Origin of the sequence: Pseudomonas sp. HS6-2, from assembly GCF_049325675.2 — a bacterium.
Taxonomy (GTDB): Bacteria; Pseudomonadota; Gammaproteobacteria; order Pseudomonadales; family Pseudomonadaceae; genus Aquipseudomonas; species Aquipseudomonas putida_N.
This window is the reverse complement of the sequence record NZ_CM143906.1, coordinates 256,514-270,353: the sequence shown is the minus strand read 5'-3', so window position 1 is coordinate 270,353 and position 13,840 is coordinate 256,514. Positions and strand designations below refer to the sequence as shown.

General features: G+C 61.3%; 11 protein-coding genes. All 11 read right to left on the bottom strand.

The window, feature by feature from the left end:
• Nucleotides 1-53 precede the first annotated feature (53 nt).
• The 11 genes from ACOKS3_RS01240 to ACOKS3_RS01190 all read right to left on the bottom strand — a co-directional run bounded on the left by ACOKS3_RS01240 (nt 54) and on the right by ACOKS3_RS01190 (nt 13,836).
• On the bottom strand, nt 54-1,061 hold the full coding sequence (locus ACOKS3_RS01240; protein ID WP_103446161.1) for a sulfate ABC transporter substrate-binding protein: 1,008 nt from the start codon (nt 1,059-1,061) through the stop codon (nt 54-56).
• 50 nt (nt 1,062-1,111) lie between these two features.
• A complete protein-coding gene (oscA, locus tag ACOKS3_RS01235) occupies nt 1,112-1,294 on the bottom strand; it encodes a sulfur starvation response protein OscA (protein WP_099814438.1) in 183 nt (60 codons plus the stop codon).
• 184 nt (nt 1,295-1,478) lie between these two features.
• Nucleotides 1,479-4,544, bottom strand: coding sequence for an efflux RND transporter permease subunit (locus ACOKS3_RS01230; protein ID WP_422763387.1), 3,066 nt, complete (start codon nt 4,542-4,544; stop codon nt 1,479-1,481).
• A complete protein-coding gene (locus ACOKS3_RS01225; protein WP_422763386.1) occupies nt 4,541-5,605 on the bottom strand; it encodes an efflux RND transporter periplasmic adaptor subunit in 1,065 nt (354 codons plus the stop codon). The genes ACOKS3_RS01230 and ACOKS3_RS01225 overlap by 4 nt, the downstream gene beginning before the upstream one ends.
• Nucleotides 5,602-6,690, bottom strand: coding sequence for an efflux RND transporter periplasmic adaptor subunit (locus ACOKS3_RS01220; RefSeq protein ID WP_422763385.1), 1,089 nt, complete (start codon nt 6,688-6,690; stop codon nt 5,602-5,604). Before ACOKS3_RS01220 ends, ACOKS3_RS01225 begins: the two co-directional genes overlap by 4 nt.
• A gap of 228 nt (nt 6,691-6,918) precedes the next feature.
• Complete coding sequence (locus tag ACOKS3_RS01215) at nt 6,919-7,812, bottom strand: ABC transporter permease subunit (RefSeq protein ID WP_103446165.1); 894 nt, start codon at nt 7,810-7,812, stop codon at nt 6,919-6,921.
• Nucleotides 7,809-8,690: an ABC transporter permease subunit gene (locus tag ACOKS3_RS01210; RefSeq protein WP_178083369.1), complete on the bottom strand. Its 882-nt coding sequence runs from the start codon at nt 8,688-8,690 to the stop codon at nt 7,809-7,811. Before ACOKS3_RS01210 ends, ACOKS3_RS01215 begins: the two co-directional genes overlap by 4 nt.
• Nucleotides 8,691-8,725: 35 nt before the next feature.
• The gene (gene potA, locus ACOKS3_RS01205; RefSeq protein ID WP_103446167.1) at nt 8,726-9,868 is read right to left on the bottom strand and encodes a polyamine ABC transporter ATP-binding protein; all 1,143 of its coding nucleotides are present in this window, start codon (nt 9,866-9,868) and stop codon (nt 8,726-8,728) included.
• 70 nt (nt 9,869-9,938) lie between these two features.
• The gene (locus ACOKS3_RS01200) at nt 9,939-11,033 is read right to left on the bottom strand and encodes a polyamine ABC transporter substrate-binding protein (protein WP_103446168.1); all 1,095 of its coding nucleotides are present in this window, start codon (nt 11,031-11,033) and stop codon (nt 9,939-9,941) included.
• A gap of 174 nt (nt 11,034-11,207) precedes the next feature.
• A complete protein-coding gene (locus tag ACOKS3_RS01195; RefSeq protein ID WP_103446169.1) occupies nt 11,208-12,305 on the bottom strand; it encodes a polyamine ABC transporter substrate-binding protein in 1,098 nt (365 codons plus the stop codon).
• A gap of 169 nt (nt 12,306-12,474) precedes the next feature.
• Entirely contained in the window at nt 12,475-13,836 is a 1,362-nt protein-coding gene (locus tag ACOKS3_RS01190) for an aspartate aminotransferase family protein (protein WP_422763384.1), read from the bottom strand.
• Nucleotides 13,837-13,840: the final 4 nt, after the last annotated feature.

The window sequence follows — 13,840 nt, the reverse complement described above, 5'->3', positions numbered from 1 at the left end:
GTGCAAGCGTCTGAATCCTGGGGCTGCTTTGCAGCCCCGCTTTTCCTTGGCCCTTACTGTGCCTGATAGATCTGGTCGAACACACCGCCATCATTGAAGAACTTCGGTTGTGCAGTCTTCCAGCCACCGAAGTCCTTGTCGATGGTCACCAGGTCCAGTTTAGGGAATTGCTTGGCGAACTCGGCAGCCACCTTTTCATCACGCGGACGGTAGAAGTTCTCGGCGGCGATCTTCTGCCCGGCCGGGCTGTACAGGTGCTTGAGGTATTCGGTGGCGATCTCGGTAGTGCCCTTCTTCTCGGCATTCTTGTCGACCACTGCCACGGGCGGCTCGGCGAGGATCGACAGCGACGGCACGACGATGTCGAACTTGTCGGCACCACCGTCTTCCTTCAGCGCCAGGAAGGCTTCGTTTTCCCAGGCCAGCAACACGTCGCCCTGGCCGTTGTTGACGAAGGTGATGGTCGAGCCGCGAGCGCCGGTATCCAGCACGGGGACGTGCTTGAACAGCTCCTGCACGTAGGCCTTGGCCTTGTCTTCACTGCCGCCGGTCTTCAGGCCGTAGGCCCAGGCGGCGAGGAAGTTCCAGCGGGCACCACCGGAGGTTTTCGGGTTAGGAGTGATAACCGAGACATCCTTCTTGATCAGGTCGCCCCAGTCCTTGATGCCTTTCGGGTTGCCCTTGCGCACCAGGAACACGATGGTCGAGGTATACGGGGTACTGGCGTTCGGCAGGCGGGTCTGCCAGTCGTCCGGCAGGGTCTTGCCGAGCTTGGCGATTTCATCGATGTCACCGGCCAGGGCCAGGGTCACTACGTCGGCGCGCAGGCCGTCGATCACCGCCCGGCCCTGCTTGCCCGAGCCACCGTGGGATTGCTGGATCTTCACCTTGTCGCCCGGATGGGCCTGCTGCCAGTGCTTGATGAACTCGGCGTTGTACTGCTGGTACAGCTCACGGGTCGGGTCGTAGGACACGTTCAGCAGTTCGTAGTCCTTGGCGATGGCGGAACCGGCAAAAACAGCACTGGCCAGGGCGGCGAGCGCATAACGGCGGATGGACATGGTGAAGCTCCCGATTGGCATTTTTCTAGTTTTGGATGTTGTAGCGCGAATCAGCCGGCCTTGTTGGCGGGCTGTTGCAGGCGGAACTTCTCCTTGCGTTCGATCTGCACGACCTGGGCGTTGTGCACGGTGATTTCCACCGCACCGAAACGCAGATCGCGCAAAGCGCTCTGGATCTCACGCAGAATGGTGGCTTCGTCCTGACCGTCGATGCTACGCAGCGATGCACTCATGCTCGTTCTCCTTGGAGTGAGGGTGCCGGGCATGGATTTGAAGGGGGTTATTGCCTGGCTTGAAGGCAATAGTAGTGAGGCGGAGTTATTCTTAAAAATACTGTTTAAGAATGTTTATATAACCATTTTTAAAGCCGGGCACGACGCCTTTGTAGGAGCGGGCTTGCCCCGCTCCTACAGGGGATCAGTGTTGGGGCTTGGTCGTGTGCTCAGGCTCGCGGATCTTGTACCAAGCCACGTACAGCGCCGGCAGGAACAACAGCGTCAGCAGCGTTGCGCTGATGATGCCGCCAATCATTGCGTAGGCCATCGGCCCCCAGAACACCTCGCGGGCAATCGGGATCATGCCCAGGCTCGCCGCCGCCGCCGTCAGTAAGATGGGACGGCGCCGGTGGTTGGTCGCTTCCATGACCGCGTCCCAAGGGGAGTAACCCTGCGCTTCAAACTCGTCGATCTGCGTCACCAGGATGACTGAGTTACGAATGATGATGCCTGCCAGCGCCAGGATACCGAGGATCGCCACAAAGCCCATCGGCGTACCCGTTGGCACCAGCGCCAGCACCACACCAATCAGCCCCAGCGGTGCCACGCTGATCACCAGGAACAGTTTCTGCACGCTGTGCAGCTGGATCATCAGGAAGGTCGCCATGAGGAACAACATCAACGGGATGACCTTGGCGATCGGCCCTTGGGCCTTGCCGCTTTCCTCCACCGTACCGCCAGTGGCCACTTCGTAACCGACCGGCAGCTTGCTGGCGAACTCGTCGATGTTCGGTTTCAGCTGGGCCACCAGGTCGGTGGGCTGGATATCGCCGTTGACCGAGGCCTTGATGGTGATGGTCGGCTTGCGGTCACGACGCCACACCAGCGGCTGCTCCAGCTCGTAACGCACGGTGGCGAACGACAGCAGCGGAATCGAGGTGCCGTTGGGGGTGAGTATCTGCAGGTTCTGCAGGGTATCGGGCGAACCGCGCTCGCTGTCCTCGGCGCGGGCGACCACGTTGACCAGGTAGATATTGTCGTTGACCTGGGTGATATTCACGCCACTGACGATGCTGTTCATTACATTGGCCACGTCTTCCGACGACAGCCCCAGCTGGCGAGCCTTGTCCTGAGCGATTTCCACGCGCAGCACCTTACCCGGTTCGTTCCAGTCATAGATCATTTCGCCAATATGCTCGTTCTGGTTGAGCATGGTGGCCAGGTCGATGGCATGCTTGCGCACCTCATCGATACTGGCCCCGCTTACCCGGTACTGGATCGGCCGGCCCACCGGCGGCCCCATTTCCAGCGATTGCACGTTGGTACCGATGCCAACGAACTCTTCATGCAGGATCTTCTGCAAGCGCTCCATCATGCCTTGACGCTCTTCGAAGCCCTTGCTGACGATCACCAGCTGGGCGTAATACGGGTTCTGCAGCTGCTGGTCCAGAGGCAGGTAGAAGCGGATAGCGCCTTGGCCGATGTAGGTGCTCCAGTGCACCAGGTCGGGGTCGTCCTTTATGCGAGCTTCGAAGCGGTCGACCACCTTGCGCGTCTCCTCGATCGAAGCGTTTTGCGGCAAGTTCAGATCGACCAGGATCTCCGGGCGGTCCGAAGAGGGGAAAAACTGGTTCTGCACAAAGCGCATGCTGAACAGCGACAAGGCAAACAGCAGGATGGTGCCGATAATCGTCAGCCAGCGATGGCGCATGCACCACACCAGCCCCCCTTCGAACGCCCTGCCGACCCTCCCAGGCTCAGCTTCGTGGGCCTTGAGCTTGCTGCTGCTGAGAATGTGCACACCCAGCACCGGGGCGAAGAACACTGCCACGACCCACGACACCAGCAAGGCCACGGCAATGACCGCGAACAAGGTATAGGTGTACTCACCCGCGGAACTTGCATTGAGGCCAATAGGCACGAAGCCGGCCACTGTCACCAAGGTACCGGTCAGCATGGGGAACGCCGTCGAGGTATAGGCGAACGTGGCCGCCTGCTCCTTGCTCTCGCCCATTTCCAGGCGCGTGACCATCACCTCGACCGTGATCATCGCGTCATCCACCAGCAGGCCGAGGGCGATGATCAGCGCCCCCAGCGAAATCCGTTGCATGGTGATGCCGCTGTATTCCATGAACACGAACACCATCGCCAGCACCAGTGGAATCGAGCAGGCCACCACCAGGCCGGCGCGCATGCCCAGGCTGACGAAGCTCACCGCCAGCACGATCACCACCGCTTCGAACAGCGCGCTGGTGAAGCCGCCGACCGCCTGCTTGACCACCACGGCCTGGTCCGACACGGTGTGGACGCCAACGCCGACCGGCAGGTCCTGGATCACCCGGTCCATGCGCTTTTTCAGCGCCGCGCCAAATACCTGCATGTTGCCACCGGCCTTCATGCCGATGGCCAGGCCGATGGCGGTCTGGCCGTTGTAGCGGAACATCGGCGACGGCGGGTCGACATAGCCGCGCTGGATGTCGGCAATGTCGGCCAGGCGGAAGAAGCGGTCGTTGATCTTAAGGTTGACGGTCTGCAGATCCTTTTCCGAGGCAAACTGCCCGGTGGTGCGTACCGAAATGCGCTCGGGGCCTGCTTCGATCACCCCGGCCGGGGTCACCGCGTTCTGCTGCTGCAGGGCCTGCATGACCTGGCGCTGATCGATGCCCAGGGCTGCCAGCTTGCGGGTCGAGAAGTTCAGGTACAGCACTTCGTCCTGAGTACCGATGAATTCGATCTTGCCGATGTTGGGCACATCGCGCACTTCTGCCCGCGCCTGCTCCACGTAGTCTCGCAGCTGACGCAGGGTCAGGCCGTCGGCGGTGAAGGCGTAGATCGTACCGAACACGTCGCCGAATTCGTCGTTGAACCCGGGGCCCTGGATACCCTGCGGGAACTGGCCGCGGATGTCCTGGATCTTCTTGCGCACCTGGTACCAGATTTCCGGGATGTCCTTGGCCTTGGTAGTGTCGCGCAAGTACACGTACACCGTGGATTCGCCCGGGCGGGTGTAGCTCTTGGTGTAGTCGAGGGAGTCCAGCTCTTCGAGCTTCTTCTCGATACGGTCGGTGACCTGGTAGAGGGTTTCGTCCTGGGTCGCGCCCGGCCAGCGGGTCTGGATCACCATGGTCTTGATGGTGAACGACGGGTCTTCCTCACGGCCGAGGTTGAAGTACGAAAAAATGCCCATCAGCAGGCCGACGAACATCAGGTACCAGACGAACGATTGATGCTTGAGTGCCCATTCGGACAGGTTGAAGCTTCCTTTCATTGCGCATCCTCGTCGAAGGTGACCTTCTGGCCAGGCTTGAGGCTGTTCACGCCCGCCGTCACCACACGCTCGCCAGGCTGCACGCCCGAAGCCAGGACGATGCTGTCGGCAGTACGATCGATCAGGGTGACGTCACGGGTGCCCACGGTCTTCTGCTGGGTGTCGATCACCCAGACCTGGGTCTTGCCGTCACGCTCCAACAAAGCACTCAACGGCAGCTCGCTGCGCGGGGACACTTGCGAACTCAGGGTCACACTGATCGCAGTGCCCAGGTGGAAAGCGGCCGGTGTGCTCGCCAGTGTCAGCCGGGCGCGGCGGGTACGGGTGGCGGCATCGGCCTGGGGCTCCAGTTCGCGCAGGGTGGCCGTGGTGTTGATGGTCGGGTCGAGTTGCGAGGCGACGGTGAAGGTCAGGTCTTTGTTCAGCTGCTCGGCCAGGCCGATGGGCAAGTCGATCACAGCCTCTTTGACGTCCGGCCGGGCCAGGGTGACCACAGACTGGCCTGCGGTAACGGTTTGCCCGGCTTCAGCCTGCCAAGCCGTGATCACTGCGGCGTGGTCGGTGCGCAAGGTGCTGTAGTCGAGCTGGTCACGGGCCTGGCTAAGCGCAGAGCGCGCCTGTTCCAGCGCTGCGCTGGTGGTTTTCAGGTTGGTCTGGGCAATATCCAGCTGGGCCTGGGCGCCCACGCCACGGTCGTACAGCTGTTGCTGGCGGCGGGCATCGGCCTGGGCATTGATCCACTGCGCCTGCACCTTGGCCAGGTCGCCTTCGGCGGCGCGCAGCTGGTTCTGCTGGTCGGTGGGATCGAGCGTGGCCAGGGTGTCGCCCGGCTTCACCCGGGCGCCCACATCCAGCCAACGCCGGGCAATGCGCCCGCCAACCCGGAAGCCCAAGGTACTTTCGAAGCGCGCCTGGATAACGCCAGCGAAGCGGCCAAGCTGCGACTGCACCTGGGGTTCCACCTTGACCGACAGCACCGGCCGGATCGGCTCGGGCGCTTCTTCCTCGCTACCGCAGGCAGCCAGCAGCAGGCCGGCCGACAGTATCAGCAGGCGCTTCATAGCACCCCCCCCTTAGCCTTGGCATCGACCTTCTGTACCTGCATGCCGGGGTGCAGCAGCTGGCTACCGGCCACCACCACGGTCTCACCGGCCTTCAGGCCGCTGGCGACCACGATCTTGCCGGTCAGGTAGCGGCTGACTTCAACCTTGCGCAATTCGACCTTGTCGCCCTCGCCCACCACCCAGACTGCCGGCTCATGCAGCGCCTTGGTCAGCGCCGACCATGGCAGCTCGATGCTTGGCCGCCCCACCGCATTGGTACTGGCAGTGACCGGCGCGCCCAACTGCATGCCCGGTGGCACGTCCTTGAGCCCCACCTTGACCTGCACGGTGCCGCTTTGTGCCGACACGGTAGGGGTGATCTCGCGGACAAAGCCGTGAGCCTGGACCTTGGGGTCGTCCAGCAAGCTCACGATGACAGCGACGTCGCTCGGCGGCGCCACCAACAGTGACTCGTAGACGTTGAACACCGCATCGCGGTCGCCGTCGCGGGCCAGGCTGAAGATCGGCATGGTCGCCTGCACTACCTGGCCGACCTCGGCCTGGCGCTCGGTGATCACGCCATCGGCTTCGGACACCAGCGCGGTGTAGCCCAGTTGCTCCTTGGCATCGGCCAGTTCCGCCTGAGCAGCCTTGAGCGCACTCTGGTCGCTGCGCAGCGCGGCCTCGGCGGAATCGTACTCGCTCTGGCTGGTATAGCCCTTGGGCAGCAGCTTTTGCTGGCGCACGAAGGCGGCGCTGGTCTGGGTGACCCGTGCCTGGGCAGCGAACACCTCGGCCTTGGCCGAGTCGACATTGTTCTGCAGGTCTTTTGGATCGAGCCGCGCCAACACCTGGTTAGCCTTCACGTGGTCGCCGACATCGACGCTACGGGAAATGATCTTGCCGCCCACACGGAACGACAGGTCGGTCTGCACCCGTGCCTGCACGTCGCCGGTCAGGGTGACCCTGGCAGCGAAATCGGTGGGAGAAACCTGTTGTACTCCAACCCTTGGTGGTGTTTCGGTGGTTTCTTCCTTGCTACAGCCTGACAACAGAGACAACAGCCCCAGGCAAACGACCAACAGTGGACGCATCAACGTCATGCAGGCTCCTTGCTTGCGCGCAAATGAATCGTGGAATGCGAGTGTCAGCGTAGTTCAGGGTTGGATAAACGGCACTGACTAGCGTCAGGTATGGGAGGGTGTTAGTGCATACCATGGCATTTTCGGCGCCTGTGAGACCGAGCGCCGCGCGCTTTCACAGGCGCTGAAGATGTTGAGGCAGGCACCAGACACCCCACAGAGCCAAAGCCCTGCAGGGTGCCCTCAAGATCAAGCCGAAGCGGTCACTTGGGTCGGGCGCTTGACCTGTGGCTGCGAGGCGTTGGCCGCCGCACCCTCTTCGATCGCCTGCTGAACCGCCCTGCGGCGGTTTTCTTCGGCCCGGCGGCTGAAGAACCAGACGAAGAAAGTCACCAACGACACCGACAGCAGGATCAGGCTGGCCACGGCGTTGATCTCCGGCTTCACGCCCAGACGCACCGCCGAGAAGACTTCCATCGGCAAGGTGGTCGAGCCAGGGCCGGATACGAAACTGGCCAGCACCAGGTCATCCAGCGACAGGGCGAACGACATCATGCCACCCGCCGCCAGCGATGGTGCGATCATCGGGATGGTGATCAGGAAGAACACCTTCCACGGCTTGGCACCCAGGTCCATCGCCGCTTCCTCGATCGACAGGTCCAGCTCACGCAGGCGAGCCGACACTACCACCGCCACATACGCTGCGCAGAAAGTGGTGTGGGCGATCCAGATGGTGACGATGCCACGCTCCTGCGGCCAGCCAATCATCTGCGCCATGGCCACGAACAGCAGCAACAGCGACAGACCAGTGATGACCTCGGGCATGACCAGCGGTGCGGTGACCAGGCCGCCGAACAGCGTGCGGCCCTTGAAGCGGGTGACCCGGGTCAGCACGAAGGCCGCCAGGGTACCCAGCGCCACTGCAGCCACCGCCGTGTAGCAGGCGATTTCCAGCGAGCGCATCACCGAACCCATCAGCTGCGTGTTGTCGAGCAGGCCAACGTACCACTTCACCGACCAACCACCCCACACCGTCACCAGCTTGGAGGCGTTGAAAGAGTAGATGACCAGGATCAGCATCGGCAGGTAGATGAACAGCAAGCCGAGCACCAGCATCAGCTTGGAGAAACTGAAGCGTTTCATGCGCGGCCCTCCATCTCTTTGGCCTGGCTACGGTTGAACAGCAGGATCGGCACGATCAGGATCGCCAGCATCACCACCGCCAGGGCGGATGCCACCGGCCAGTCACGGTTGTTGAAGAATTCCTGCCACAGCACTTTACCGATCATCAGGGTTTCCGGGCCGCCGAGCAGTTCAGGAATCACAAACTCGCCCACCACCGGGATGAACACCAGCATGCAGCCGGCGATGATGCCGTTCTTCGACAGCGGAACAGTGATCTTCCAGAAGCTGTTGAAGGTGCTCGACCCCAGGTCCGAAGCAGCTTCGAGCAGGCTCTGATCGTGTTTCACCAGGTTGGCGAACAGCGGCAGGATCATGAACGGCAGGTACGAATAGACCACACCGATGTAAACCGCCAGGTTGGTATTGAGGATCTGCAGCGGTTGGTCGATCAACCCGGTCCACAGCAGGAAGCCGTTGAGCAGCCCGTTGTTGCTGAGGATGCCCATCCAGGCATAGACGCGGATCAGGATCGCGGTCCAGGTCGGCATCATGATCAGCAGCAGCAGGACCGTCTGGGTCTCCTTCTTGGCGTTGGCGATGGCGTAAGCCATCGGGTAGCCGATCAGCAGGCACAGCAGGGTGCTGAAGAAGGCCATCTTCAGCGAGCCCAGGTAGGCCGAGATGTACAGCTCATCCTCGGTCAACAGGCCATAGTTGGCCAGGTTGAGCACCAACTGGATCTTGTCTTCAACGTAGGTGTAGATCTCGGTATACGGCGGGATCGCCACGTCGGCTTCGGCGAAGCTGATCTTCAACACGATGAAGAACGGCAGCATGAAGAACAGGAACAGCCAGATGAACGGCACGCCGATCACCAGGTGCCGCCCCTCCGGGATAAGGCGCTGGAAGGCTCGCTTGAGCTTGCGAGCTTTCATGACCGTAGTACCACGCCGCTGTCGTCTTCCCACCACACGTACACTTCATCGCCCCAGGTCGGGCGGGTGCCTTGGCGTTCGGCGTTGGCGACGAACGACTGGACGATCTTGCCGCTCGGCAGTTCGACGTAGAACACCGAGTGGCCGCCCAGGTAGGCGATGTCGTGGACCTTGCCGCGCGACCAGTTGTGCTCGCAGGTAGGCTGCTGGGAGGTGACCAGCATCTTTTCCGGGCGCAGGGCGTAAGTGATGTGCTTGTCTTCCACCGATGTGGTGATGCCGTGGCCAACGTAGATCTTGCGCTCCAGCTCCGGGCTGGCAATGATCGCGTGGCCTTCGGCGTCGTCGACCACTTCACCGTCGAACAGGTTGACGTTACCGATGAATTCGCACACCAGGCGGCTGGTCGGGGTCTCGTAGATATCCACCGGCGAGCCGATCTGGGCGATCCAGCCCAGGTGCATGATGGCGATGCGCTGGGCCATGGTCATGGCCTCTTCCTGATCGTGGGTCACCATCACGCAGGTCACACCTACGCGCTCGATGATTTCCACCAGTTCCAGCTGCATCTGCGAACGCAGTTTCTTGTCCAGCGCGCCCATCGGCTCGTCGAGCAGCAGCAGCTTGGGGCGCTTGGCCAGGGAACGGGCCAGGGCCACCCGCTGGCGCTGGCCACCGGAGAGCTGGTGCGGCTTGCGCTTGGCGTATTGGGTCATGTGTACCAGCTTGAGCATCTCGGCCACGCGGGCGTCGATCTCGGCCTTTGGCATCTTGTCCTGCTGCAGGCCGAAGGCGATGTTCTGCGCCACGGTCATGTGCGGGAACAGCGCGTAGGACTGGAACATCATGTTGATCGGCCGCTCGTACGGCGGCATGTCGGTGATGTCGACGCCGTCGAGGAAGATCCGCCCTTCAGTCGGACGCTCGAAGCCGGCCAGCATACGCAGCAAGGTCGATTTGCCGGAACCGGAGCCACCCAGCAGGGCGAAGATCTCGCCTTTGCGGATTTCCAGGGACACATCGTCCACGGCGACCGTTTCGTCGAACTTTTTTGTAACCCGGTCGATCTTGACCAGCACCTGCTTGGGTTGCTGGCCACCCTCGAGGGCTTTTTTATAGGCACCGGAGGCAACTGCCATGAGTGAAACTCCCAACAAGATTTTTGTGCCCGCGCGGCCTGTGTTCAGGTACCGCAGCGGGTCTGGATAATTACTTGCCCGACTTGACCTTGGTCCAGCTACGGGTCATCAGACGCTGCACCTTGGGCGGCAACTCTGAGTTCACGAACATCTTGTCCAGCACTTCCTGCGGTGGGTAAACCGCAGCGTCAGTCCTCACGGCCTGGTCCATCAGGTCGCCAGCCTTGGGGTTCGGGTTGGCGTAACCGACGTAATCACTGACCTGGGCGATAACCTCAGGTTTCAGCAAATAGTTGATGAAGGCGTGGGCCTCCTTGAGGTTCTTGGCGTCCTTGGGGATCGCCAGCACGTCGAACCAGAGGTTGCCGCCTTCCTTGGGAATGGCGTAGGCCAGGTTCACGCCCTTCTTCGCTTCTTCAGCGCGGGCCTTGGCCTGGAACACATCACCCGAGAAACCTGCCGCGACGCAGATGTCGCCGTTGGCCAGGTCGGTGATGTACTTGGACGAGTGGAAGTAAGTCACGTACGGGCGCACGGCCAGCAGCTTCTGCTCGGCCTTGGCGTAATCCTTGGGGTCGGTGCTGTTGGGGTTGAGCCCCATGTAGTTGAGCACCGCCGGGAGCATTTCGTCCGCCGAGTCGAGGAAGGCCACTCCGCACTTGGAGAGCTTCTTCATGTTCTCGGGTTCGAACAGCACGGCCCAGGAGTCGATCTTGTCCACGCCCAGCGCGGCCTTGACCTTGTCGACGTTGTAACCGATGCCGTTGGTGCCCCACAGGTAAGGCACGGCGTACTGGTTGCCCGGGTCGTTCTTTTCCAGGCGTTTCATCAGCGCCGGGTCGAGATTGGAATAGTTGGGCAGCAGGCTCTTGTCGAGCTTCTGGAACGCGCCCGCCTTGATCTGCTTGCCGAGGAAATGGTTGGACGGCACCACCACGTCATAGCCGGTATTGCCGGCCAGCAGTTTGCCTTCCAGGGTTTCGTTGGAATCGAAAACGTCCTGCACGGGCTTGATGCCCGTTTCTTTCTCGAAGTCCGCGAGGGTATTCGGGCCGATATAGTCCGACCAGTTGTAGAAGTGCACCGTAGGCGCCGCTTGGACGCTGCATGCCAGCGTCAGGCCCGCTCCAGCCATCAAGGCCTTGCGTAAAACAGAAATAGACAAGTGGGTGGTCCTCACTATCAGTGCCTGGGTGACGGCGTACTTATTGGGTACAAGCGTTGCCCCGCGCACAAAACCGGCGCGCAACTTACCTGCGCAGCTTCGATGCCGCAATCAACAATTGCCATTCACTGGTTCTGGGCCGGAAAACCCCGGCCCAGAGGTCATGCATCGGGGTTATTTGCCCGATTTGATCTTGGTCCAGCTACGGGTGATGTCACGCTGAACCTTGGCATCCGGTGCGGCGATGGCATACAGCTGTTTCTTCACGTCAGCTGGCGGATAGATGCTCGGGTCGCTGGTGATGGCCTTGTCGACCAACGGGGTAGCGGCCTCGTTGCCGTTAGGGAAGCGTACGGCATTGGTGATCTCGGCCATGACTTCCGGCTGCAGCAGGAAGTTCATGAACTGGTAGGCGGCATCTTTATGCTCGGCATCTTTCGGGATGGCTACCATGTCGTAGAAGGTACCGGCACCTTCTTTCGGAATGATGTAATCCACTTTCACCTTGTCGCCAGCTTCGTGGGCACGGGCCTTGGCCTGCTCGACGTCACCCGAGTAACCGACGGCCACGCAGATGTTGCCGTTGGCCAGGTCGCCGATGTACTTGGACGAGTGGAAGTAGGTGATCGAAGGGCGGACCTTGAGGAACAGCTCCTCGGCGGCCTTCAGGTCTTCCTTGCTGGTGCTGTTGCTTGGCTTGCCCAGGTAGTGCAGCGCGGCCGGCAGCATTTCGGTCGGGGCATCCAGGAAGCTCACGCCGCAGCTCTTGAGCTTGGCGATGTTCTCAGGCTTGAACACCACGTCCCACGAGTCGATCTTGTCCACGCCCAGCGCGGCCTTGACCTTCTCCGGGTTATAGCCGATGCCTATCGAGCCCCACATGTACGGGAATGCGTGCTTGTTGTCCTTGTCGCTGGCGTCGCCAACGGCCTTGAGCAGGTCCTTGTCGAGGTTGTTCCAGTTGGTCAGCTTGGAACGGTCCAGTTCCTCGTAGACGCCGGCCTTGATCTGCTTGGCCAGGAAGTTGTTCGACGGCACGACGATGTCGTAGCCCGACTTGCCGGCCAGCAGCTTGGCTTCCAGGGTTTCGTTGCTGTCGAAGACGTCGTACTTGACCTTGATACCGGTCTGCTTTTCGAACTTGGCGATGGTGTCCGGAGCGATGTAGTCCGACCAGTTGTAAACGTTCAACACTTTGTCTTCAGCCTGAACAGCGGAGGCCATGGCACCCATCAGGGCGGCGGCCAGCAACGTTTTGCCCATTTTATTCATGCGTAATGCTCCAGAATTTTTATGTTAGCAACTGTCCAGCAGCCAGAACCCACGGTGCAGAGCGCGCGGCGACTGAAACAACCGCTAGTCTGGCAAGTTACAAGGCTCTGTTTCAAGGAAAGCAGGGCCTTGTAACGACTTAATGTCACATCGCTAGCCTAGCAAACGCTTATCGAATCGCCTCAAGGGTCAAATCGAGGCATTTGCGCGCCTTTTCCACCAGTTCATCCACTTCGGCATGGCTGATCACCAGCGGCGGGGCGATGATCATGGTGTCGCCCACCGCGCGCATGATCAGGCCGTTCTCGAAGCAGAAGTTGCGGCACACCATGCCCACACCTTTGCCCTCGTAACGGCTGCGGGTCGCCTTGTCCTTGACCAGCTCGATGGCACCGAGCATGCCCAGGCCGCGCACCTCGCCCACCAGCGGGTGGTCCTGCAGCTCACGCAGACGTTTCTGCAAGTAGGGTGCCACTTCCGTGCGCGCCTTCTCGACGATCTTCTCGTCACGCAGGATGCGCAGGTTTTCCAGGCCCACCGCAGCCGCCACCGGGTGGCCGGAATAGGTGAAGCCGTGGTTGAAGTCACCACCTTCGCTGATTACCTTGGCCACCTTGTCACGCACGATCACACCGCCCATGGGGATGTAACCGGAAGTGAGGCCCTTGGCGATGGTCATCAGGTCGGGCTTGAGGTCGTAGTAGTCGGAGCCGAACCACTCGCCGGTGCGACCGAAACCGCAGATCACTTCGTCGGCGACGAACAGGATGTCGTACTTGGCCAGGATCTCCTTGACCTTCGGCCAGTAGGTTTCTGGCGGAATGATCACCCCGCCGGCGCCCTGGATCGGCTCGGCGATGAAGGCAGCGACATTGTCTTCGCCGACTTCCAGAATCTTCTTCTCCAGCTGCTCGGCAGCCCATACCCCGAACGCGTCCTGTTCCATGTCACCGCCTTCGCCGAACCAGTACGGTTGTGGAATATGCACGATGCCCGGGATCGGCAAGCCGCCCTGCTCATGCATGCCACTCATGCCACCCAGGCAAGCACCGGCGAAGGTGGAGCCGTGGTAGCCGTTGATGCGGCCGATGATGGTCTGCTTGTGCGGCTTACCCTTAAGCGCCCAGTAGTGGCGAACCATGCGCAGCACGGTGTCGTTGCCTTCGGAGCCGGAGCCGGTGAAGAACACATGGGTCATGCCTTCCGGCGCCACCTCGGTGATCGCCTTGGCCAGCTCCAAGGCTGGCGGGTGAGCGGTCTGGAAGAACAGATTGTAGTACGGCAGCTCACGCATCTGCTTTTCTGCCGCCTGCACCAGTTCTTCACGGCCATAGCCGACCGCCACGCACCACAGGCCGGCCATGCCGTCGAGGATCTTGTGCCCCTCGCTGTCCCACAAATGCACACCCTGCGCCTTGGTGATGATGCGCGGCCCTTTCTCCTTCAACTGCTTGTAGTCAGAGAAGGGGGCAAGGTGGTGCTCGCCGCTCAGGGTCTGCCATTCACGGGTTTGCGGGTTGTTGACGCTCATGTGC